The organism is Actinoallomurus sp. CA-150999 (genome assembly GCF_050942425.1).
GTDB lineage: Bacteria > Actinomycetota > Actinomycetes > Streptosporangiales > Streptosporangiaceae > Actinoallomurus.
The window spans coordinates 5,163,158-5,185,432 of record NZ_CP192063.1 but is presented as its reverse complement, the minus strand read 5'-3'; the positions used below and the strand labels follow the sequence as shown (position 1 = coordinate 5,185,432).

Sequence of the window (22,275 nt, the reverse complement as noted above, 5' to 3'; positions counted from 1 at the left end):
TGGGTATGCCGGACACGCAGTACGAAGACCTGCTCCGCCACGTGCTCGACACGGGCGCCCGTAAGGAGGACCGCACGGGCACGGGCACACGGTCGATCTTCGGTCACCAGCTGCGCTACCGGCTGGCCGACGGCTTCCCGCTGATCACGACGAAGAAGGTCCACTTCCGCTCGATCGCGTACGAGCTGCTGTGGTTCCTGCGCGGCGACGCGAACGTCACGTGGCTGCGGGAGAACGGCGTCACGATCTGGGACGAGTGGGCGGCGCCGGACGGTGATCTCGGCCCGGTCTACGGCGTGCAGTGGCGGTCGTGGCCGACCCCGGACGGCGGGCACGTCGACCAGATCAGCCAGGTGCTGCGCACGCTGCGCGAAAACCCCGACTCTCGGCGGATCATCGTGTCCGCGTGGAACGTCGCCGACATCCCCCGGATGGCGCTGCCGCCGTGCCACGCGTTCTTCCAGTTCTACGTCGCCGACGGCAGGCTCTCCTGCCAGCTGTACCAGCGCAGCGCGGACCTGTTCCTCGGCGTGCCGTTCAACATCGCGAGCTACGCGCTGCTGACGCACATGATCGCCGAGCAGGTGGGCCTCGGCGTCGGTGACTTCGTCTGGACCGGAGGCGACTGTCACATCTATGACAACCACGAGGACCAGGTCCGCACGCAGCTCACGCGCGAAGCGCGTCCGTTCCCCACGCTGAGCCTGAAGCCGGCGGACAGCCTGTTCGACTACACCTACGAGCACATCACGCTCGACGGCTACGACCCGCACCCCGGCATCAAGGCACCGGTGGCGGTGTGATCGGGCTCATCTGGGCGCAGTCGGCGAACGGCGTCATCGGCCGCGACGGCACCCTGCCGTGGCACCTGCCCGAGGACTCGAAGCACTTCCGCTCCGTGACCGCGGGCGCGACCGTGCTCATGGGCCGCCGCACATGGGAGTCGCTGCCACCGCGGTTCCGCCCGCTGCCGAACAGGCGCAATCTTGTGCTGTCGCGCACGCCGCAAGAGGGCGTGGACACGTTCCCCGACCTGCCACAGGCGCTCGCCGCGGTGTCCGGGGACGTGTGGGTGATCGGCGGCGCGGGGGTGTATCGCGCTGCGCTGCCGATCGCGGACCGGATCGTGGTCACCGAGATCCAGGAGTCCTTCGAAGGCGACACGCACGCGCCGGGCGTGGGACGCCCGCCGGACTCCGTCGGGGCGTGGCAGGAGTCATCGACCGGGCTGCACTACCGGTTCCTGACCTGGGACTGGGCTACCGGCAAAACTCGCTGACCAGCCGCGAGGCACACGCCGAGCCGGCGGTTCCACACCAAGCAAGATCGATCGCACCGGGCCGAAGACAGCGTTGACGGTCCCCCCGGAGGCGAGCCGCTCGACCAGCGGGTCCGCCCACTGCGGGAACCGTTCCTGCTGGCCAGCGCGGAGACGGCCGCCAAGCAGCCCGCCACCCATGGGACGTGCTGGTACAGCCGGACGCGCACGTGGGATGACCACCTGGCGCCCATGGAGCCCCAACAGCCCGGCCCGAAAGCCACCCCCATCCCCCAGCACAGCCCGATCCCCCAGGGCAGCCCGATCCCCCAGGGCAAGCCCCAGACGTTCCAGGCGAGGGGCGCGAGCAGCGACGAGAGCTGGGCATGCACCCCGCCCGGCGAGACCGGCATGCGGCTCCGGTCGCGCCTGCCGCTGGACGTTCAGGTCGCCTTCCCCACCAAGAAGGACGAGGCGGCCTGGCGGGCGGCCGGTTCGCCGCCTCTCAACGTCAACGGCTTCACGACGTGAACAAGATCGGCGCTGTCCGCGGTTCCTGACCGGTCACCCGCCCCACCGGCGCGATGGCCAAGCCGTGGAGGGTCGGTGCCATATCTATGGCACCGGCCCTCCACCATTGGTGCGTGAGTCGGTGAGCGCGTCCACTGCGTTCAGGATGGCCTGGGCCTCGGCCAGGACCCGCGCGCCGGCCTGGGTCACGGTGACTCGCCGGCTGTTGCGTTCGAACAGCCGGACGCCCAGTTCACGCTCCAGCTCCTGGATGTGCCGGCCGAACGGCTGCGCACCGATGTAATGCCGCTGCGCGGCCCGGCCGAAGTGCAACTCCTCCGCAAGCGTGATCGCAAAACGAAGCGACCGGAAGTCCATGCATTCCCTCCGTGAATGCGAGTGAGGTCCTGCCACCACCCGTCAACACCCCGAACGCCTGACCGGGGCGGGTGCGCCGCACTCACCCCGGCATCTCGTCACCCGGCCTGACCGACCCGGTTCTGCAGTGCCGACCACACCGCGCCCGGCGCGGGGCGCCCGCCCAGCAGTTCGGACGCGGCCCGCGCCTGTGCTCGTAGCTCCGGCTCGTCCAGCAGCATCGGCACCGCCGCCGTGAGCTTGGCCGGGTCGTCGCAGACGACACCGGCTCCGAAGCCGGCGACGACGGACGCCACCAGCGGGTTATTCGCCATGCGTGGCACGAAGGCCAGTGGCAGGCCGCGTGAGAGCGCAGCGAGTGTGGTCCCCGAGCCGCCGGCGGCGACCACTGCCTGGACCCGGTCCAGTAGCTGCGCCATCGGAGCGAACGGGATGGCGCGCACCCGGCCGGAGTCGCCCTCGATGTCCTCCGCTCCTGTAGTGAACCCCGTCGTGACGAGGGCATCGGCACCGGCGTCGAGCACAGCGCGCACAGCGGTTTTGAGCAGCGCCAGGTCGTCCACGACCGTACCGAGGCTCACCAGCACCACCGGGCGTTCACCGTCGAACGCGGGGATGTCGACCATCGCGGAGGTGTTGTACGGGACGTTCTGGATCGCGAACACGGCCTCATCCCGAGCAGGGGTCTGCTCACTCTCAAGCCACTCCGGCCACAGCTGGACGGTCGCCCGCCGGGCAGGCATCGTCAGCCCACGCTGCTCCAACGTCCTCGCCAGGCCGCCCTCGAGAGCGGCGTCGATAGGAGTGGCGGGGCTGTGCACGAAGGTCACCCACGGGATGTCGAGCCGCCGCGCCACCAGCGGCGCGAGGTAGTCCCACATCTCCGCGACGATGACATCCGGCCGCTCTTCCGCGGTCAGTTCACACAGTTCGTCGAAGGCCATGTCGGCGCGGGTCGTCGTGAACAGGGCCACGTTCTCGGCGAGCAGATCAGAATCGTCGGCCCGGTAACCGAGAACGTCCCGCCCGAAGCGGCTGGTGTTCTCGGCGAGGATGTCGGGCAACGACGGTCCGAGGGCACGCGTCGTCAAGTCGCCGGCCGTCGCGTGCAGATCCTTTGCTGCGGCGATGACCACCTCGTCCCCTGCCGCGGCAGCCGCCTCGGCGAGCGGAAGCATCGGCAGCAGATGGCCGTACGCGGGGAAGGTGGTGAAGAGCGCTTTCATGACAGGGGTGTCGTCCCTTTCGAGTCGGTGAGCCGGGTGTTTCCGGCACGACGTTCCTGAAGAGCGGAACGCACAACTACGGGGACGGCCTCGTCTCGATCCCGGCGATGGTGACGGACCCACCCGCGACCACGACCGCCCCACAGTTTGTAGAGTTCGCCCCACTCATCAGAGTCGACTCTATTGAGAGTAGCAAAGCTAGGATCACCGGCATGGCACAACCGCGGGGCAACGCTGCTCGAATGGGCAGGAGGGCCGAGTACGCCCAGATCACACGTCAGGCGATCCTGGACGTGGCGCGCGACCTGTTCGTCCAGAAGGGGTACTTCGCCACGAAGGTCGAGGAGATCGCCCGGGGTGCTCGCGTCGCGCCGGCGACCGTGTATGCGGTCGGCGGCGGAAAGCACGGACTGCTCCGCACGCTGATCGAGTCCGGCACCACCGCCAGTGACATCCCGCGCATCCTCGCCCGGATCGAGTCGATCGAGGAGCCGCAGGAGCTGGTTCACTTCATCGTGCACGCCACACGCGTCAAGTTCGAGGAGTGGTCCGGCCTGATGCGGCAGGTCGCCGCCGCTGCCCCGCAGGAGCCGAGCGTGCGGGAGATCCAGCAGATCGCTCATGCCAGCATGCGCCGTGGGCTGTCACTGACCGCCCGCCGGCTCGCCGAGATGGACGCGCTCCGCGAAGGCGTGGACGTTTCCCGAGCCACCGATCTGCTCTGGCTCCATCTCTGCAACTCCGCCTACTTCATCCGCACCGACGACCTCGGCTGGTCGCTCGAGGAGTCCGAGACCTGGCTCAGGGAAGCACTGTCCGCCGCCCTGCTCGATCGCCCTCAGCAGAGGGACTGACACCTGCCATCGGATGACCGCGTGCTCATTCCGACCCAACGGCGTCGCCTCGGACTCCCCCATCGCCGGCCAACGCTGGTTCTACTTCCTGACCCCCTGGGGCATGCAGATGGAACTCACCTCCTGCTCGAGCGGCGACTTCTACGCCGGCCTGCCCGGAGCCGGAATGGCCCCGCCCAGCGATGAATAGGCACGACCGCCCACGCCGTTGAGCGGACCGCCTGAAGGCGGGCACCGCCACGGATCGCCCGGTTCGCGAGTGATCGCTAAGGTGGCCCGGAAGGTCCGGTGCCATGTCCGGATGATCGCGTGCGTGTGGGGGTGTGGTGGAGTCGCTCGCGCCGGGAGATCCGGCGAACATCGGCCCGTACGCATTGGTCGGTCGTCTTGGCGCGGGCGGGATGGGGCGGGTCTATCTCGGCCGCGACGCCGAGGGCCGTGAGGCGGCCATCAAGGTGGTACGGCCCGAGCTCGCCGAGGAACGCGACTTCCGCCGCCGGTTCGCCCGCGAGGTCAACGCCGCCCGCGCGGTCGACGGCCGCTACACCGCCGCGGTCTTGGACGCCGACCCCGACGCCGAGACCCCGTGGCTGGCCACCGCCTACATTCCGGGCTCCTCGTTGGCCGACCACATCATCGATCACGGTGCGATGGACGAGGCCCAGTTGCGCCGCCTGGCCGCCGGCTTGGCGTACGCGCTCTCGGCGATCCACGCCGCCGGGCTGATCCACCGTGATCTGAAGCCCTCCAACATCCTGCTCGCCGACGACGGCCCCCGCGTCATCGACTTCGGTATCGCTCGAGCGGCCGAGGCCAGCGCGCTGACCCGTACCGGTGTGACGATCGGATCCCCGGGTTACATGTCCCCCGAGCAGATCAACGGCCGGCCCGTGGAGACACCCAGCGATGTGTTCTCCCTCGGCGCGGTGCTCGCCTACGCCGCCACCGGCCGGTCCCCGTTCGGCGCGGGCGCCACTCCCGCCCTGCTGTACCGGGTCGTGCACAACCCACCCGACCTGACCGGCGTACCCGATGCGCTGCTGCCCTTGATCACTGCCTGCCTGGACAAACATCCCCAGGCGCGGCCGACCGTCCCCCAGATCCTGGCCACCGTCGTGCCACCGGTGATGGTCGCCCCGACCCCCGTCGAGCAGACCCCGACCCTCGTCGAGCAGACCGACACCCGCGTGGCGACCAGAACCCTGCCTGTGCCCTCCGGGCTCAGCCGTCGGCGCGTCCTGGCCGCCGGAGGTGCGGCCGCGGTCGCCGTCACCGCCGCGCTCAGCGCCCCCGCACTCCTGACCGGCAGCCGGAAGAAGCCTCGTACGAACGGCCCCAGCCCGGCACCGGTCGACACGCACCCGGTCAACCCGCCCCGGACCCTGTGGCAGCTGACCGTCAACATCGGAATCACCCCGGGCGAAACGACCGCGGTCGCCACCGGGAATACGGTCCTGATGGCCGAGAACGCCGATAAGGACGGTGGCGAGGTCGACGGGACGCTGTCCGGCCTGGATCCCAAGAACGGCGCGCGCCGTTGGAAGTGGACCGCTCCCGGCGTGCCGACGATGATCCGCGCGGTCGCCCAGAGTCACAACGCGCTCTACGTGGCCACCGAATCCCGGTTCTACGCGCTCCAGGAGTCCAGCAGGAAGCAGCTATGGTCCGCTAAGGCTCCTTTCTGGGTGTTCGACGTGGTGGACACGGCGGTGGCGGGCTGGGCCGATGACGGTTCTGGCCCCTCGACCTTGATCTGCCTGGATCGGGCCGGCGGCCACCGGCGATGGACGTACAGCGCCGGTGCCGTCGACACGGACTGGATCAGCGTCTCCGACACGATCGTGGCCTTCGCCGACGGCAGTGAAATGACCGCTCCGAACGTCTACGCCATGGACACGGTCACGGGCAAGCAGCGCTGGCAGTTCGCCGCCGGCAGGTATTTCGGCCCTCCGCTCGCCACCAACGACACGGTGTATGCGGGCGGTCAGAAATCATCGCCGTTCTGCGCGCTCGACGCCAAGACCGGGCAGGTCCGCTGGAAGGCCGCGTTCGGGCAGGCCGACACGGCGCCGGTGGCCGACCGGTCGACGGTGTACGTCATCGACGACAGCGCCAACACGCTGCACGCTCTTAATGTCACCGACGGATCCGAGCGGTGGAAGTTCGAAGGCACGGGCTTCGGGGGCGTCTGGGGCCCGTTCAGCGGCGTCGTCTACCTGACCGGCTTTCACGACATGACCTACGCCCTGCACGCCGAAACCGGACGCCTCCTGTGGAGCTACCACGCCATCAAGCCACAGCGAGTCGCCACCACCAGCGACAACACTCTCATCCTCACCTGCTCCCCGGCCGTGGAGAAGAACACCCTGTACGGCCTGCACGCGTAGCAGGCCCGCCCCGCAGTTGCTACATAAAACTATCTTTCTCACTTCTCTCATATGTCCATTCCGGTCCGATTGACCGGGCGGTCAGTCAGGGAATTCTTGAAGGGACAAGACCTCCACATCGGACCTCCTGGAGGCGGCCCAATGGGTAAAATCACGTGGCAGAACGCGGTCGCGTTTCTGGCCGGACTCGCCGTACTGCTCGCCCCCGGCCTGTGGGCGGACAACGCGGGCAAGCAGCCCCTCATGGTGCTCGGCGCCCTGCTCGCGCTCTCGGGTCTGTACGCGCTCCTGTCGGCGGCGGGCCCTCTGCCGTGGACGACAACGGCCTTCGCGGCGCTGATCTTCGTCTCGCCGTGGGCCTTCGGATTCACGGGTTCGGACGCCGCGGCCTGGACGGCATGGATCGCCGGCGGCGTCGCGACTATTGTCGGCGTGTGGGATGCGATCCAGGTTCGGAGCACGTCAGCGGCGACATGAGCCAAGGCCCCGAGACGGCCCCTGGGCGCACCCGCTCAGGGGCCGCGACTCTTTTCGGCGGTTCCACGAAATAACACCGGGAGGGCGTATGAGACGGTCACATGACGTATCCGCCGATACACGCACCCGGATTCTCGACGCCGCCGAGGAGCTCTTCGCGCAGGCCGGTTACAACGGCTCCTCCACCGCGGGGATCGCCAAACGGGCCAGGGTCCCCAAGGGGCTGGTCTTCCACTACTTCCCGCAGAAGATCGACGTCCTGACCGCACTGATCCACGAGCGAACGTTCGTCGAGGAGGTCTCCGACGCCGAGACCGCGCACGGTGACCCGGCCGACGCGCTGTCCCGGCTCGCGCGACGGTTTCCGCTGCAGGCCTCGCCGACCATGCGCCGCATCCTCTTCCGCGAGGCCGACACGCACGGCTCGGCCCGTGAGCGTCTCAGGCGGGTCAACGCCGAGGTCGTACGGCGCGCCCGCAGCGCGCTCGAACTCACCCTGCCCGGCAGCCGCGGCGACGCCGCACGCCTCGAGGCCGCCGCGGCCACGTTCGCCACGGTCCTGCTCTACCAGGAGGGCCTTCAGCACCTCACCGGCCAGCACATCGATCCCGACGCGGTCGCCGAGCTCATCGTCCACGCCCTCGGCGCGTGACTTTCTCCAACTCGTCCGGGCGCCGGCCGGCGCCCTGCGATGCCGACGTCGACCCGGTCGCGGGCACCCGGTCCGGTCACCGCTGACGTCGGGTAGGTGCGGTCACGAGCAGTCGGTCGTGAGAGGGCCGCCGTGGAGAGCCGACGAGATGAGCCGACGCATCGCCATGTCGTCGAATTCCTTGGCGTGGTCGACCACACGTCCGGGGCAGAACGACTGGACGCTCGCGTTGGTCGCGCCCGGAAGGGACACCTTCTCTTCATTACCGTTGTCGCTGAACAGGTGGAAATAGGGGATCGTGCCAGGGGTCGGATCTCCTGCGTTCAGCTCATTCAAGAAGGCGGAGTCGGGCACCATGTCGGCGCAGCCCTGCCAGATGGCCGCGCACAGGACCGCCACGACGACGCCGTAGTTCGGCGTTCCCACGTCGACGAAGGTGGCGACCCGATCGAGTCCGCGAAGGTACTTGACGTAGTAGCGCCCGGCGAGCCCCCCTTCGGAATGCGCAACGATGTCGACCCGCGACGCACCCGTGGCTCCGCGGATCCGCGTGACCGCCGAGGCGACGACGGCCGCCGCCTCCTTTATCGCCGTGGTCCCGGGGGGAGAGCCGGGCAACTGCATGGTGTAGACGGTGTCCCCTTCGGACCGAAGCCAGGACGCGAAGCCGTCGAGAGAGGTCCGTTGAGCGTCGAAACCACTGATGAGCAGGACCGGCTCCCGGACGGCGGCGCGCGCGGGAAGGGCGGAGACGAATCCGATCAGCGTGAGCAGGGCGGCGAGCCCGGAAACGAGCGCGGATCTCGCACCCGGCGGGCGGGGTGAATCCGGTGAGTGCACGATGTCCCCTTCCTCGAGTGAGGAAATAGGTCGTGACGCATCACAATGTACGCGCACCGAACCCCGTACTGCCCTTGGGAGGCGTGAAGAAGTGAGCGTGTTCGGGTATTGGACGCGAGCCGAGGGCCTTCCGGCCTTCGCTTATCAAGATGCCGGCATGACCTGGGACCCGATCATCGACCCGCCCGCCACCGGGCACCGGGTGCACCTGGGCAACCGCCGGATCACCCTGGCAGCGGACACTGAGGGGCGCAGCGGCCTGTGGGATGAGCACACGGGATGCCGGTGGATCACCGAGCGGACCGGGGTGTCCCGGCTGGGCGGGCTGTCTACTGAGGGCGCCCGTACAGGAGTGTTCGGGCCGACCTTCTCCCGGGTCCGGGTGGCGGACGAGACCGCGACGCTGGAGCGCACCGTGCTGTGCCCCGAGGGCGAGGCGCCGTGGGCGCTGATCCGCATCGAGGTCGTCAACCGGAACGACGCGGTGATGCGTCGCGCGTTGACCGAGGAGTGGGTGGTGCGCCCACGCCTGGTCGACCTGGAGTTCGGCCCGCGCCACGGCGGCGCCGAGGCTGAAGGCCAGGCCGTGCTGCTCGAGAACATCGGCGGCGAGCGGGTCACCGCCGCGTCGGGACCGCTGGCCCTGACGGTCGAGGTCGATCTGCCGCCGGGTGGAAGCCGGACGCTGTGGTTCCGGTTCGGGCTGGACGACGGGTGTTCGCCCACGGACCCCGCCGCGCTGTATTCCGGCAGCCTGACCGCGTTGCGGGAACGGCTCCCGTCGGCGGCGGCGAGGCGGGCGCCGGAGGCTGCCGCCGAGGTCCCGTGGCACGCGGCCCTCCTCACCGGGGGAGCATGCGTCGACGGGGTCCTCGGAGGCCACACTCTCGACCAGGGCTCGGCATACTCGTTCCGGCACGGTTTCAACGGCGCGGCGCGGGACCCGCTGCAGCACGCGCTGCCGCTGGTCTACATCGAACCGGACCTCGCCCTGTCGGTGCTTCGTAACACCTGCGCATGGGGGAGCCCGGACGGCGACCTGCCGTACGCGCTCGACGGTCGAAAACGACCCTGGACCGAGCTGTTCCGGCCGTCCGACCAGAACCTGTGGGCGCTGTGGCTGGCCGCCGAGTACGCCGCGGCGACCGGAGACCTCGATGCCTTCGCGCGGCCGGTGCCGTACCACCCCTGCCATCGCGCCGATCCGGTGCCGCTCGAGGAGAACCTCCGGCGGCAGTTCCGGTTCTTCATCGACGAGGTGGGCGTGGGCGAGCACGGTCACGTGCGCATCCTCAACGCGGACTGGAACGACCTCGCGCTCGGCGAGACCGGGATCGACCGGGAGGCGATGATCGAGCACGGCGAGTCCGTGCTCAACTCGGCGATGGCCGCATGGGTGCTTCCGGTGTACGCCGGACTGGCCGAACGGCTCGGTGACACCGCCACCGCCGTGGAGGCCCGCGCGTACGCGGCAGACCTTCGTGAGCGGGTCGCGAGTGAATGGAACGGCCGCTGGTTCCGGCGCGCGCACGGCCCCGGCGCCGACCCGGTCGGCGACAACGACCTCTGGCTGGAGGTGCAGCCGTGGGCGATCCTGTGCGGTGCGGCCGACCCCGCGCGGGCACGGGCGCTGCTCACCACGATCGACGAGACCTGCCGGGCAGGGTCACCGCTCGGTGCGCGGGTCCGCCCGCCGTCCCGCCAGGGGGATCGCGGTTCGGTGTGGTTCTCCATCAACATGACCCTGATCTGGGCGGCCGCGCGCCACGATCCCGGCCTCGCGTGGGACGAGTGGCGGCGCATGACCCTGCACGCGCATTCGGCGGCCTATCCCGGCACGTGGGCGGGCACGCTCTCCGGCCCGGACGCCTACCTCGCTCCGGAGAGCGATCGTCCCGGGGAGACGTGGGCCCTCCCGGCGCTCGGCGTCGCGATGCAGGCGTACCCGGTCGCCAACCTGCACAGCCACGCCCAGCCGTTGCTGGGCTACCTGCGGCTGCTCGGCGTGGAACCCACCGCCGACGGGCGGATGCGGTGCGGCGGGGGCGGGCACTTCGAAAGCCGCACGCTCACGGTCCGTCCTGACGGTTCGGGACGGCTTCGGGGCGTGGGGCCGATCGGAGTGCTCACTCGGGACGGCCGGACGGTTCGCGGCACGGGCGAGCTGGCGTGGCAGTGAGTCCCGCCGGTGTCACCGGCGGAAGAACCGGCCCGGCTTGAACAGGCGGGCATCTGACTCCGGGCAGCGCGAGACCTGACTCTCAGTCATGTGTGTCCTGAACAGGACACCCTGCGATCTTCCAGTGCCTGCCAAGCGTCATAGTTCGCATGAGGAGACTTCTCGCCGTTTCCACGGCGGTTGCCGCAGGGGCTTTCGCCGTGCCGGCGGTCGCGTATGCGTACACCGGCAGCAAGCTGCCGACCTGCACCGCTACGTTCACGAACCACCCCGAGAACTCCTCACCGCCGTGGGCTCTCGACGCGTTCACGCGGACGACGACGTTCGCGCCGGGCAGCACCGACGGCACGTGGACGGTGCACATCCGCGACGCCGGGCACTTCACGACCGTACCGGGAACGAAATCCGACTCCGGCGACACGATCGTGAACAAGGTGGAAGGCCGGTTCAGCGGCAGCGGTGACTACGCGGTGACGAGTACGACCTCACCTCACTGCGTCGATGGCGAGCAGTACGACGGCACCGCTGACCCGCCGACCGGTCAATGGCCACTGCACTACTTCGGCAAGGACGCGACCACGACGGGGATCAACCCGTGGCGGTGGGTGTATCGGACGTACTGCGAGCGGATGGTCGAAGACTCCCAGTACGCGCACGTGCAGGGAAGTATCGCCGGGAAGGACTGCCCGAAGCCGACCCCGACTCCGACACCGACGCCGACCTCGGACTCTCCTGAGCCGTCTCCATCGGACAGCGATCCGGAGCCGTCACCGAGCGACGCCACGTCTTCCCCGGCGAGCGAGGCTCCGGCAGCATCCCCGGTGACGAAGCAGCCGAAGTTCACCGGCTGACCGAAGACCGGGCGCAGGGCGTTGCAGGGGTGGAGCATCCGCAAGCTCCGTTTCAGCCGCCCAGCGTGACCGCACGGTGTACGTCGCCGGCGTGAGCCTCGGGCTGTTCCCATCGCCACGCCGACGACACCCGCCTCCGTCAGGTCGTCGCCCGGTCCGACGGGCTCGGCCGAAGTCGGCCGGCGGTCAGCCCTCCGGCGTGACCGGCGCCTGCCAGAGGGCCACGATGGCGTCGATCAGGCCGTTCGCCGCCTCACGCCAGGTGGCGCGGAAGGTCGGCGCGTTGTCCGCGAGGGCGCGCTCCCGTTCCGCGGTCATCTGCGTGATCAGGTGACGCGTCATGGCGGCGCGTTCGGCGTGCACCTCGGCGGGCAGGTCGGGCAGACAGCGATCCAGGCCCTCCTGCAGCTTCCGCATCGACGGTGAGCCGGCCGCGAACTCCTCGACGGTGGCCGCGCGCAGTGCCGGATCGGCCGTGACCTGGGCGATGAACCGCGCGTACCAACTGGGGGAACCCAGAGCCTCCACGTGCTCGGTGACGGGGCGAACCGCGCAGGCCACCCAGTCCCGCAGGTCGACGGAGTCGCCGATGTCGGCCATCATGCGCAGCCGGCCGGCCTCTATCCCCTCGGTGTGCCGGCGGGCGATGGCGCGTACCAGATCGACCTTGGTGCCGAAGTGATAGCTGACCGCGGCATTGTTGCCCTGCCCGGCGGCCTCGCTGATCTGGCGGTTGGCGACCGCATGCACCCCATGTTCGGCGAACAGCCGCTCCGCCGCGGCCAGGAGCGCCTCCCTCGTCGCACTGACCTGCTCATCCCGCCTCGTCCTGCCGGCCATCATCACCACCACTTCGGGACATCACACCAGTCCGCGGCGGCCCGTCCCCAAGCCCCCGCAGACCCTCGACCTGGTCGGCGAGGTCAAGCCACGAAAGCGTACGCAAGAACACGGCCGGTTCGGGCGCCCCCTCCACGACCCCGCCACCCGGCGTTCGCGCCGGCTTCAACCGGCCCCGCTTGACACGGCCGAACCTCTGACGCCGCCCTCGTCGCCGTGCTCCTGGCCTCCTTCCTCCCCCGGCAGCGCAAGAGCGCCACGGCACCCGGGGCCCCTGCCGAGGCGGTCGGCACCGCGGGCGCCGGCCGGAAGGCGTAGGTCCCCTGCTGTCAGACGGCGGCCCAGCCGTCGTCGACGGGAAGGACGGCGCCGTTGACGAAGGACGCGGCGTCGGAGGCCAGGAAAACGATGGCGGCCGCCTGTTCCTCCGCCGAACCCAGCTGGCCGATACCGGCACCGATCAACCCGCCGATGACGGCGGGCCCGTGGGCCCCTTCACCGGCGTCCACGCGCATGTTGGTCGCGGTCGGACCGGGGGCGACGGCGTTGGCGCGGATGCCCTGCCCCCGGTACATGACGGCCAGGTTCTTCACCAGACCGACGATGCCGTGCTTGGAAGCGGTGTAGGCGGCACCCGCCGCACCACCACGCAGACCGGCCTCGGACGCGGTGAAGACGACCGAGCCGCGTCCGGCGGCCAGCATGTGCGGCAGGACCGCACGGGTCAGCATGAACGGCGCCGTCAGATTGATCCGGATGACCCGTTCCCACTCGGCGTCGTCGGTCTCACCGAGCGCGGACATGCGGTCCATGATCCCGGCGTTGTTCACCAGGACGTCCAGACGGCCGAAGGCCTCCATGGCCCGCTCCACGACCGTATCCACGACCCGCTGGTCACTCAGGTCACCGACGACTGCCAGCGCGACTCCCCCAGCGGCCTCGATCTCCTTGACCGTCTCCTCCGCACCCGCCCGATCGAGATCCGCGACCAGCACCTTCGCACCCTCCCGCGCGAACATCAGGGCCGTGGCCCTGCCGATTCCGGACGCAGCTCCGGTGACGACGACACCGCGACCTTCGAGTCCCGTACCGATCATGTGACGCACCTTCTCTCTGGACTGCCTGTGGTCTTCCGTGAGCCGGCCCGCGGCTATCGCCGAAGCGGCCGGTGTACGTGGTGGTCACGCCCGCTCCGCCTCCACGAGCACCTCCTCCACGCCGCCGTCCTCGCGCCAGCGCCGGAGCAGTTCGTGGAAGGCCACCGGCCCGTCGGCGTACGCCTCATTCCGCTCCGGTGGCATGCCCTCGTTGTTGTAGTAACCGGGGGTGCACTCGGCCCTGAACTTGTACAGGTCGGGCGCGTTCTTTCGAAGTGTGGCCAGCCAGGCGTTTTGGGCCTCGGGGCACGGCTCGACGTACCGGGCCCGGCGCTCCCGAGCCTGTGCGACGACCTCGGCGACATGGGTGGCCTGTTCGTCGAGGACGTGGACGAAGTTCACGGCGGCCGCGCTCTGCGTCGGGCCGAGTTGGAAGAGGTTGGGAAAACCGTGGGTGTAGAACCCGTGGAGCGTCTTCGGACCCTGCGACCAGGCCTCGAACAGGTGGACACCTCGCCGTCCGTACACGGGGAGTCGTCCGGAGAGGATCCCCGAGATGCCGGCCTCGAAGCCGGTCGCGAAGATGACGCAGTCGACCTCGTACGCCCGGTCCCCGACCACGACGGCGTTCTCGGTGATCCGCTCGACACCGTGCGTGTCGGCGGTGTCGACGAGGGTGACGTTGGGCCGGTTGAAGGTCTGCAGGTACTCGTCGCTGAACGTGGGCCGCTTGCACATGTAGCGGTACCAGGGCTTGAGCTTCTCCGCCGTGGCCGGGTCCTGAACGACGGCGTCGACCCGGGCGCGGATCTGGTTCATCTTCTGGAAGTCGGCGAGTTCGTAGGCGCGTTCGCGCTCCTCGGCCGGAACGTCCCGGTAGGCGTTGGTCGGGACGAGCTTCTCCTGGAGCCGGGCACTGCTGGTCCAGGAGTCGTCCACCAGGTCCTCGTCGGTCCGGATGCCGGTGACGACCTTGAGGAAGTTCTCCATACGGTGCCGCTGCCAGCCGGGCTTCAGTGACCTGGCCCAGTCCGGGTCGGTGGGGCGGTTGTCCCGTACGTCGACGGAGGAGGGCGTGCGCTGGAACAGGTACAGGTGTTTCGCGTCCCGTCCCAGGTGGGGCACGACCTGGATGGCGGTCGCGCCGGTGCCGATCAGGGCGACGCGCTTGCCGGCCAGCTTGTGCAGGCCGCCGTTCGCGTCGCCTCCCGTGTAGGAGTAATCCCAGCGGCTCGTGTGGAAGGTGTGTCCCTGGAAGGTCTCGATACCAGGGATGCCGGGGAGTTTGGCCTGGCTGAGCGTTCCGGTGGCGACGATCACGTAGCGTGCCCGCATACGGTCGCCGCGATCGGTGGAGACGGCCCACTCCGCCTCGGCGTCGTTCCATCGGAGTTCGGTCGCCTGTGTCTGGAAGCAGGCCTCGTCGTAGAGGTCGAAGTGCCGGGCGATGGCCCGCGCGTGCTGCCGGATCTCCTCCCCCGGCGCGTACCGCCACTTGGGGATGTAGCCGACCTCCTCCAGCAGCGGCAGGTAGACGTACGACTCGATGTCGCAGTGGATGCCCGGGTAGCGGTTCCAGTACCAGGTGCCGCCGAAGTCCCCGCCCTTGTCGATCACCCGGATCGACTCCACGCCCGCCTGCCGCAATCGGGCGGCGGCGAGCAGGCCACCGAACCCGCCGCCGACGATCAGCGCCTCGACCCGGTCGTGCAGCGGCTCTCGCGTGAACTCCGGGTCGGCGTAGGGGTCGTCGGCGTAGTAGCCGAACTCACCGCCGGTGCCCTGGTATTGGGCGTTTCCGTCGGATCGGATGCGGCGGTCGCGTTCGGCACGGTACTTGGCCCGCAGGGCGTCGGGATCGAAGTCGAGGTCAGGGTCGGGGTCAGTGGGGCGGGAGGAGGTGCGGGGGACGGACATGCGTGTCCTTTCCTCTCTGGGTCCTTCCGGGTGGCCGCGAAGCGTCGGGGATCGAAGATCTCCTACGAGATTAAGTCAACTCGTTGACTTAATCTCGTGTCGCGTCCCCACCCTGCGCCTGGCGACCGACCTGGGGAAGCCGCCGTCCAAGGAGGACGGTGTCGTCTATGGCGTCTATGAACTGCCGGTGACCTGGTAGCCGTCGACTCAGCACCCACTCGGGCATGCGCCGATAGATCGTTCATGCAGCTCGAAGGGGGAAAGCGGGGTTGACCCGGGAAAACGGTGAGTCTTCCCAGGGTTGGATCAAGGCCAAGACGGGAATCTTGTCTCGGTATGCCGCCATGCTGGCCTTGACCTGCAAAAACATCGCCCAGGAACATGCAGCGGGATCCCAGTTCTGTGACTCTGAGTTACAAAAGGGCCATCCATGCAAATCACAGCAGGGACGCCAAAGAATTGATACGGGTGACTCGGGGTGTAACGCGTAACGGCCGCGACCACGCAGACCAGCCCGGCGCACGGCCACCGCCAAACCGGTGGCGGCCGCCCTATCCGCAATGAGTTGTACGCCACCGGCTCCAGCACCATCCCGCGCGGGAGTCTCATTTGGTTCGGCACGGCCACACTGTGCCGGCCCAATGGCTCTTCCGGTGCCCGCGACCGCACGGCTTCGCGACGTGACCTGGGTTTTTCCGTTCGGGGTGCGGGCCCTGCCTGAGAGCGGCAGGATCCCGGTTCATGGCTTTGCGCCTGGTCTATCTGATCTTCATCCGAGGTGCCCTTGCCCTGCTTCTCCGCGGACGTCTCCAAGGAGGCGGAAATCCTGGTGCTGCGCCATCAGTTGGCGGTGTTACGCCGTCAGGTCGCCCGGTCCAGGCAAGGGGCATATCGAAGGCCTTTGGGCGGACCGCGCCGTCGAACTCGACGGCGTCCGGAGCGACATCGCGATGATGCGGACCCCGGACGGCCACAGCAGGCTGGCGCTGACGAAGTACCACACCCCCGCGGTGTCCGGTGCCGAGCCGGACAACCCACGGCCCAACACGCTGGGCCTGCACCACGTCATGCTCGCCGTCGACGACATCGACGACACCATCGCCCGCCTCCGCACCCACGGCGCCGAACTCCTCGGTGACGTCGCGCAATTCGAGAGCATCTTCCGGCTCTGCTACCTCCGCGGCCCCGCCGGCATCATCGTCGCCCTAGCCGAACAGATCAGCTGACGCGAACCTGCCGCGCGGGGAGGGTGCATCAGCGATGCACGAACGGATCCCACATGCTGATACAACCGTTCTCCGAGCTCGGCGCGACCAATGAAGGTCAGCGTGTGGATTCTGGTCAAGGTTCGCGCGGCCGCCACGATCCCCGAACGCCACGAGTTCGAGCTGCGCTGCGATCTTATGGATTCCCGCGCCTGCCCCGGATTGCGTCGGCTGCCGGTCGCTCGCCGCCCGGCGTTTCGAGGCCACGCGTGTTCCCGGGCGGCGGCTCCGAGACGGTCGGCCCGCCTTCCCGTCCGTCACGGATGGTGACGACTTCGCGCGGAAGGTTGCCGACCTCATCACGGAGATGCCCGGCCGACGCCGGCGAGGGCGGCATCGACCAACACCTCTGCGATGGATCGCGCGCACGCGCCGGTGTGGCTGTTGTTGAGCGCGGTGCCGCGTGCGGCCGCGCCGTCAAAGAGCAGTGCCAGTTGCTCACCGAGGTTTTCCGGGTCGGCGACCCCGGCCTGCCGTGCGATGTCCGTAAGGCGGCGGGCGAACTCCCTCTTGTATGCCGCGGCCAGCCGGTGGGCGGAATGCCCGGGGTCGGGTACCTCGACGCTGACGTTCAGGAACGGGCATCCCCGGAAGGGAACGGTGGTTTCCGGCAGCTTCCAGTCGAAGACGGCGAGGAGCTGCTCACGCGGGCTCGGTGTCGGTTGGGCGAGCGACGGGGCGACGGGTAGGAGATCGTCCTCCAGGGACTGCAGGTATGCCTCGACGAGTTCGTCCTTGCTGGGGAAGTGCGTGTAGAGAGTGCGTTTCGACACCTCGGCGACGGTCGACAGCTGCTCCATCCCGGTCGCGTTGATCCCTTGCGCCGTGAACAGCTCGGTCGCCGCTTTCAGGATCCGCTCCCGGGCGCCACGCCCACGACGCCGACGTACGGGGTGAGGTTCGATCACAACCTTAAGGATACCGATCGTTTTACATAGGCTGGTGGCCCAGCTACAGTGGAGTTCTAAGTAGACCGATCGTCTTACTTAGCCACGCCCGGCATCGCGCCGCACGCGGATGGGTGGTTCGTCGGCGCCGCATCCATCCAGGGCTCGCTCGGCCCCCTGATTGCCCCGCCGGGCCATCGTCCTGCTCGACGCCTCACCCGCCCCGACCATCGATGCGAAATCAGCACCAAGGAGACCTGATGCGTTACACGACTTTCGGACGACGAACAGGACTACGCGTTTCCGAGTACGCACTCGGCACAGGGAACTTCGGCACCGGCTGGGGTGCCGGTGCCGACCCGGACGAGTCACGCCGAATGTTCGACAGGTTCGCCGAGGCCGGCGGAACGTTTCTCGATACCGCGGACGGCTACCAGTTCGGCGAGTCGGAAGAGCTGGTGGGGAAATTCGTCGCCGCCGACCGGGACCACTTCGTCCTGGCCACCAAGTTCACCAACGGCGCCACCCCACAACCCGGCATCTCCAGGACGGGCAACAGCCGCAAGAACATGGTCGCTTCACTCGAGGCGAGCCTGAAGCGCCTCGGCACCGACTACATCGACCTGTACTGGGTCCACTTCCCCGACGACCTCACGCCCATGGAGGAGATCCTGCGCGGCCTGGACGACCTGGTCAGGTCCGGCAAGATCCTCCACGCCGCCCTGTCCAACTTCCCCGCATGGCGTGTCTCCCGCGCCGTCACCCTCGCGGACCTGAAGAACTGGGCACCGGTCACGGGCATCCAGCTCGAGTACAGCCTCGTCGAGAGGACCGCCGACCGCGAGCTGCTACCGATGGCCGAGAGCCTGGGACTCGGTGCCGCCCTGTGGTCCCCGCTCGGCGGTGGACTGCTCACCGGCAAGTACCGCCGAAGCGCCGAGGGACGGCTGACCGATCTCAAGGCGGTCATCCACACCGAGAGCACCGAGCAGAAGACCGCCGTCGTCGACACCGTCCTAGCCATCGCCGAGGAGACCGGCGCGACGCCCGCCCAGGTGTCGGTGGCCTGGCTCCGTGAGCGTGCCTCCCAGGCGTCTACTTCATTCATCCCGATCATCGGCCCGCGCAACCTCACCCAGCTCGACGACTACCTGGGCACCCTGGACACCCAACTCACCTCGAAGCAGTTCGCACGCCTGTCCGTCGTCAGCGCAATCCCTCTCGGCGTGCCCCACGAGGCGAGCGCCGGCGTCCGAGACGCCGTCCAGGGAGGCGACGACAACCGCATGCTCCCCCCGGCCACGCCGGTGGCCTGACACCCGAAGGCGTGGGACCTGGCCCTCGGGAACCGCTCTGCCCCAGAAGCCCGGCAACCCGACGGCAGCCACCCGGCGGTCGGCCCAACCGGACCAGAGACGCATCATCTACGAACCAAGCGAGTCATCTCCCAGGGGCGCCCTGGTACTCCTGCACTCCAGCGGCGTCCTGACCCCCGGCGCCCCCAGGCTCGCCGTCTTCCGCTTCCAGGACCGGAAGACCGCCGAGCATCGGGACATCCCCCAGGAAGCTCCCGGTCCGCGAGGCCGCCATCGACACATACGTGGGCCCCGAGTACCACGAGCACAGCCCGCGCCGGCGTGGCGGGCGCGAAGTGCCGGCCCGCAGCTGAGCGTGGCACCGAAGTGGTTGGTCGCGGACCCCGAGGAGGCGTTCGGGCCCGACTCGACACGGGCCGTGAGCCCGCATGCCGTTGACAGTGTTCAGCAGCAGGCAGGGAGGACCTTCGCGTCACTCCAGGGACGATCTCCCCGGCGCGCTGCCCCTCCCCGATCAGGGCGCGAAAGGCACCCTCGATGCGGTCGGACATGCCTTGGCACCAGCGCCGTCACGGATTCGTCCGTGCGGCCGAACTCCACCGTGGTGTTCAGCGCCAAACAGTCACGGAGGTCGGGGACGGCGAGATCTGTCTGCGCGACGAGGCGCAGGAGTGGTGATCGCGTCCTCTTCCGGTTCGGTGCCCGTGACGGTGGCGATGGCCGCGATGGTCTCGGTGCGACGGTGCGGGGCGAACTACTTGCTCGACCAGGCGTCGAGCCGTGGCAGAGGGGTGGCCTCGCGTAGGTCGACGTTCCGCGGGTGCTGGATGACGCTCGCTGCCATCCACCTCTGAGCAGGGCACATCGGAGCAAATCCGCATCCGTTGACCAGCGACTTTGCCTGTCCTAGCGTTATCTCGTGGCTGGTCCCAGCTTCGCGCGGCAGGCCGGCAACCTTCCGGCTGATCAGACCAGTTTCGTGGGCCGCAGGCAGGAACTGGCCGAGATCAGGCGGCTGCAGACCGTCTCCCGATTGGTGACCTTGATCGGGGTGGGTGGTGTCGGTAAGACCCGGCTGGCCCGGCGGGCGGCAGCCCAGCAATACCGCGCCCATGACTCCGTCTGGCTGGTGGACCTGACCAGTCTCACCGACCCCGCGCTCGTCCTGCAGACCGTGGCCGCAACGATCGGCCTGCGCGACGACCACTCCGGAGCCACCCCGCTACAGGCGCTGATTGATTTCCTGGCTTCAAAGCGGACGCTATTGGTGCTGGACAATTGCGAGCACCTGCTGGACGCCTGTGCGGGGCTCGCCGGGCATCTCCTGCGCGCCGTGCCCACGCTGCGAATCCTGGCCACCAGCCGACAGTCGCTCGGGATCACCGGAGAACGACAGCTGAGTGTCGCGCCGTTGTCCGTCCCCGAACCCGATCAAGCGCTGACCCCCAGGGCGCTGCAACTCTTCGACGCGGTCACCCTGCTGGTGGATCGTGCCACCACCGTGACGCCCGGTTTCTGTGTGGATGAGGACAATCAGCGCGACGTCGCCCGATTGTGCCGTCACCTGGACGGGATCCCGCTGGCGATCGAGCTGGCCGCAGTGCAGCTACGGAACCTGTCAGTAGGCCGGCTCGCCGAGCACCTCAGCCAGTGCTACCGCCTACTGACCGGCGGGCACGGAGCTGCCGTGCCACGACATCGGACGTTGCACGCCCTGATCGACTGGAGCTTCCAGCTGCTGTCACCCGCCGAGCAGGCGCTGTGGAGCCGTATGTCGATCTTCCCAGGGCACGTCGATCTGGAGGCCGTGGAAGCCGTCTGCGCTGGCGACGGCATCGAGCAGGAAGACGTGATCGACCTGATCGACGCCCTGCTGGACAAATCGCTGCTGCTGCGTGAGGAACACGCCGGCCAGGCCCGTTACCGCATGCTGGAGACCATCCGCGAGTTCGGCCAGATGCACCTGGCCGAACCCGAGCGGCGGTCACTTCTGTACCGGCACCGCGACTGGAATGCCCATCTGGCGGAGCAGGCGGCCGCGAAATGGTACGGGCCCGAGCAGGCGACCTGGTTCACCCGGCTCCGGCTGGCACACGCCCACCTGCGCGCCGCCATGGACTTCTGCTTGACCGAGCCCGGCCAGGCCGAGATCGGGCTGCGCATGGCCACCGACCTGCACCGGCCGCACTGGCTGGCCAACGCGTTCTACAACGAGGGCCGCCATTGGCTGGACCGAATGCTGCACGCGAACCCCGCGCCCACCACGACCCGCGGACGAGCACTATGCGCCGACGCCTTGCTCGCGTACCTCCTTGGCGACTTCGCGGCGGGCCGACCGCTGATCGCCGAAGCCCGGGCACTGGCCGATCGGCTGGACGACCCGCCCTATATGGCCCAGATATACATGGTCTGCGGGTTCGGTGCCTACTGGCAGAACGACCACGCGCAAGCAGCGACTCTGCTGGAAAGGGCCGTGGCACAGTACACCGCCGTGGGCGACGAATTCGGTGTCGTGCTCACCCTGCCTGTGTTCGCAGCGGTCCTCGGCTGCCTGGGCCAGGAGCCGCGGGCCAAGGAGCCGTTCGAGCGCGCCCTCACGCTGACCCATCGCGCCGGAGACAGCTGGTGCCGTGCCTGGGCGCTCATATCCTTCGCCTTCCACATGTGGAATTGCGGCGACAACGAACGCGCCATCCATGCGGCGCGGGAGAGCTTGCTGGTCGGGCGTGCTCTCAACGACCGGCAGAACATGACGTCGGCGATCGAAATCCTGGCCTTGGCTCTCGCCGGCCAGGGTCACCGCGAAGACGCGGCCCGAATGCTGGGTGCCGCCGAGACCGTCGGCCGCTCCGCCGGGATCGCTCCCTTTGTACTGCTCCCGCGCCGTCATCATCAGTGTCTCGACGCTTTGAAGAACAGCCTGGGAGAACAAGCTTTTACCCGTGCGCTGCGGCAAGGCTGCCAGTTGACGGTGGAGCAGGCCATCGCCGAGGCAGTCGGCGCCCGGGCAGAAGGCGGACCGGACATCCTGGCGGCGGTGACGACATCCTCGCCGCTGACCGCACGAGAGCGGGAGGTCGCTGAACTAGTCGCCCAAGGGATGAGCAACAAGCAGATCGCCGCCACCCTCGTCATCGCCCCGCGCACCGCCGAGGCCCACGTCGAGCACATCATGGCCAAACTCGGCGTCAACTCCCGCACCCAGGTCGCGACCTGGGTGATCGTACAGAAGGCATCGGAGGAGGACACACCGTAAACGCTCCGACGGCGGCCAAGCGCTGCTTGGTGACCTTGCGGTGGTGGACGACTTCGATGACGCGAGTGCGGTGCGGCGGCTTCGC

The 22,275-nt window shown here is 68.8% G+C and carries 20 protein-coding genes; 13 read left to right on the top strand and 7 right to left on the bottom strand.

The annotated features are described in order from the left end of the window. Positions 1-5 precede the first annotated feature (5 nt). From ACQP2O_RS24280 to ACQP2O_RS24270, 3 genes are all read left to right on the top strand, one after another. Complete coding sequence (locus tag ACQP2O_RS24280) at positions 6-803, top strand: thymidylate synthase (RefSeq protein WP_433189362.1); 798 nt, start codon at positions 6-8, stop codon at positions 801-803. Beyond that, positions 800-1,279, top strand: a complete 480-nt coding sequence (locus tag ACQP2O_RS24275; RefSeq protein ID WP_433189359.1) for a dihydrofolate reductase — start codon at positions 800-802, stop codon at positions 1,277-1,279. Before ACQP2O_RS24280 ends, ACQP2O_RS24275 begins: the two co-directional genes overlap by 4 nt. 231 nt (positions 1,280-1,510) lie before the next feature. Beyond that, positions 1,511-1,789, top strand: a complete 279-nt coding sequence (locus ACQP2O_RS24270) for a hypothetical protein (RefSeq protein WP_433189356.1) — start codon at positions 1,511-1,513, stop codon at positions 1,787-1,789. An 84-nt stretch (positions 1,790-1,873) separates the two neighbouring features. Here the strand turns inward: ACQP2O_RS24270 and ACQP2O_RS24265 are convergent, their stop codons facing one another. Next, positions 1,874-2,146, bottom strand: a complete 273-nt coding sequence (locus tag ACQP2O_RS24265) for a LysR family transcriptional regulator (RefSeq protein WP_433189354.1) — start codon at positions 2,144-2,146, stop codon at positions 1,874-1,876. A 98-nt stretch (positions 2,147-2,244) separates the two neighbouring features. Then, entirely contained in the window at positions 2,245-3,372 is a 1,128-nt protein-coding gene (locus ACQP2O_RS24260; RefSeq protein WP_433189351.1) for a glycosyltransferase, read from the bottom strand. 212 nt (positions 3,373-3,584) lie between these two features. Here ACQP2O_RS24260 and ACQP2O_RS24255 point away from each other — a divergent pair, with 212 nt between their 5' ends. The 5 genes from ACQP2O_RS24255 (at position 3,585) to ACQP2O_RS24235 (ending at position 7,742) form a co-directional block, all read left to right on the top strand. Beyond that, positions 3,585-4,226 (top strand): TetR/AcrR family transcriptional regulator, encoded by a 642-nt coding sequence (locus ACQP2O_RS24255; RefSeq protein ID WP_433189348.1) that lies wholly within the window; start codon positions 3,585-3,587, stop codon positions 4,224-4,226. A 13-nt stretch (positions 4,227-4,239) separates the two neighbouring features. Continuing rightward, positions 4,240-4,416, top strand: coding sequence for a hypothetical protein (locus ACQP2O_RS24250; RefSeq protein ID WP_433189345.1), 177 nt, complete (start codon positions 4,240-4,242; stop codon positions 4,414-4,416). A gap of 136 nt (positions 4,417-4,552) precedes the next feature. Continuing rightward, positions 4,553-6,613, top strand: coding sequence for a serine/threonine-protein kinase (locus ACQP2O_RS24245; RefSeq protein WP_433189342.1), 2,061 nt, complete (start codon positions 4,553-4,555; stop codon positions 6,611-6,613). Positions 6,614-6,754: 141 nt separating this feature from the next. After that, positions 6,755-7,090, top strand: a complete 336-nt coding sequence (locus tag ACQP2O_RS24240) for an SPW repeat protein (protein WP_433189339.1) — start codon at positions 6,755-6,757, stop codon at positions 7,088-7,090. A gap of 88 nt (positions 7,091-7,178) precedes the next feature. Beyond that, a complete protein-coding gene (locus tag ACQP2O_RS24235) occupies positions 7,179-7,742 on the top strand; it encodes a TetR/AcrR family transcriptional regulator (protein ID WP_433189336.1) in 564 nt (187 codons plus the stop codon). 102 nt (positions 7,743-7,844) lie between these two features. On the opposite strand, the gene ACQP2O_RS24230 is transcribed toward ACQP2O_RS24235, so the two are convergent. Beyond that, positions 7,845-8,582 (bottom strand): esterase/lipase family protein, encoded by a 738-nt coding sequence (locus ACQP2O_RS24230; RefSeq protein WP_433189333.1) that lies wholly within the window; start codon positions 8,580-8,582, stop codon positions 7,845-7,847. Positions 8,583-8,739: 157 nt separating this feature from the next. On the opposite strand from ACQP2O_RS24230, the gene ACQP2O_RS24225 reads away from it, so the two are divergent. Together ACQP2O_RS24225 and ACQP2O_RS24220 are read left to right on the top strand one after the other, a co-directional pair. After that, a complete protein-coding gene (locus ACQP2O_RS24225; protein WP_433189331.1) occupies positions 8,740-10,761 on the top strand; it encodes a GH36-type glycosyl hydrolase domain-containing protein in 2,022 nt (673 codons plus the stop codon). Between the two features lie 149 nt (positions 10,762-10,910). Then, positions 10,911-11,612, top strand: coding sequence for a hypothetical protein (locus ACQP2O_RS24220; RefSeq protein ID WP_433189329.1), 702 nt, complete (start codon positions 10,911-10,913; stop codon positions 11,610-11,612). Positions 11,613-11,798: 186 nt separating this feature from the next. Here ACQP2O_RS24220 and ACQP2O_RS24215 read toward each other — a convergent pair whose 3' ends face one another. From ACQP2O_RS24215 to ACQP2O_RS24205, 3 genes are all read right to left on the bottom strand, one after another. Continuing rightward, positions 11,799-12,452, bottom strand: a complete 654-nt coding sequence (locus ACQP2O_RS24215) for a TetR/AcrR family transcriptional regulator (protein WP_433189326.1) — start codon at positions 12,450-12,452, stop codon at positions 11,799-11,801. 329 nt (positions 12,453-12,781) lie between these two features. Then, positions 12,782-13,549 carry an SDR family NAD(P)-dependent oxidoreductase gene (locus ACQP2O_RS24210; protein WP_433189323.1) on the bottom strand — a complete coding sequence of 256 codons (768 nt, stop codon included), beginning with the start codon at positions 13,547-13,549 and terminating at the stop codon, positions 12,782-12,784. 84 nt (positions 13,550-13,633) lie between these two features. Next, entirely contained in the window at positions 13,634-15,466 is a 1,833-nt protein-coding gene (locus tag ACQP2O_RS24205) for a flavin-containing monooxygenase (RefSeq protein ID WP_433189320.1), read from the bottom strand. A 560-nt stretch (positions 15,467-16,026) separates the two neighbouring features. Between ACQP2O_RS24205 and ACQP2O_RS24200 the strand changes: the two genes are divergently transcribed. Beyond that, positions 16,027-16,692 carry a VOC family protein gene (locus tag ACQP2O_RS24200; RefSeq protein WP_433191151.1) on the top strand — a complete coding sequence of 222 codons (666 nt, stop codon included), beginning with the start codon at positions 16,027-16,029 and terminating at the stop codon, positions 16,690-16,692. A gap of 338 nt (positions 16,693-17,030) precedes the next feature. Here the strand turns inward: ACQP2O_RS24200 and ACQP2O_RS24195 are convergent, their stop codons facing one another. After that, positions 17,031-17,639, bottom strand: a complete 609-nt coding sequence (locus ACQP2O_RS24195; RefSeq protein ID WP_433189317.1) for a TetR/AcrR family transcriptional regulator — start codon at positions 17,637-17,639, stop codon at positions 17,031-17,033. A gap of 239 nt (positions 17,640-17,878) precedes the next feature. On the opposite strand from ACQP2O_RS24195, the gene ACQP2O_RS24190 reads away from it, so the two are divergent. Together ACQP2O_RS24190 and ACQP2O_RS24185 are read left to right on the top strand one after the other, a co-directional pair. After that, a complete protein-coding gene (locus tag ACQP2O_RS24190; protein WP_433189314.1) occupies positions 17,879-18,934 on the top strand; it encodes an aldo/keto reductase in 1,056 nt (351 codons plus the stop codon). A 919-nt stretch (positions 18,935-19,853) separates the two neighbouring features. After that, on the top strand, positions 19,854-22,190 hold the full coding sequence (locus ACQP2O_RS24185) for an ATP-binding protein (RefSeq protein ID WP_433189311.1): 2,337 nt from the start codon (positions 19,854-19,856) through the stop codon (positions 22,188-22,190). Positions 22,191-22,275 lie beyond the last annotated feature (85 nt).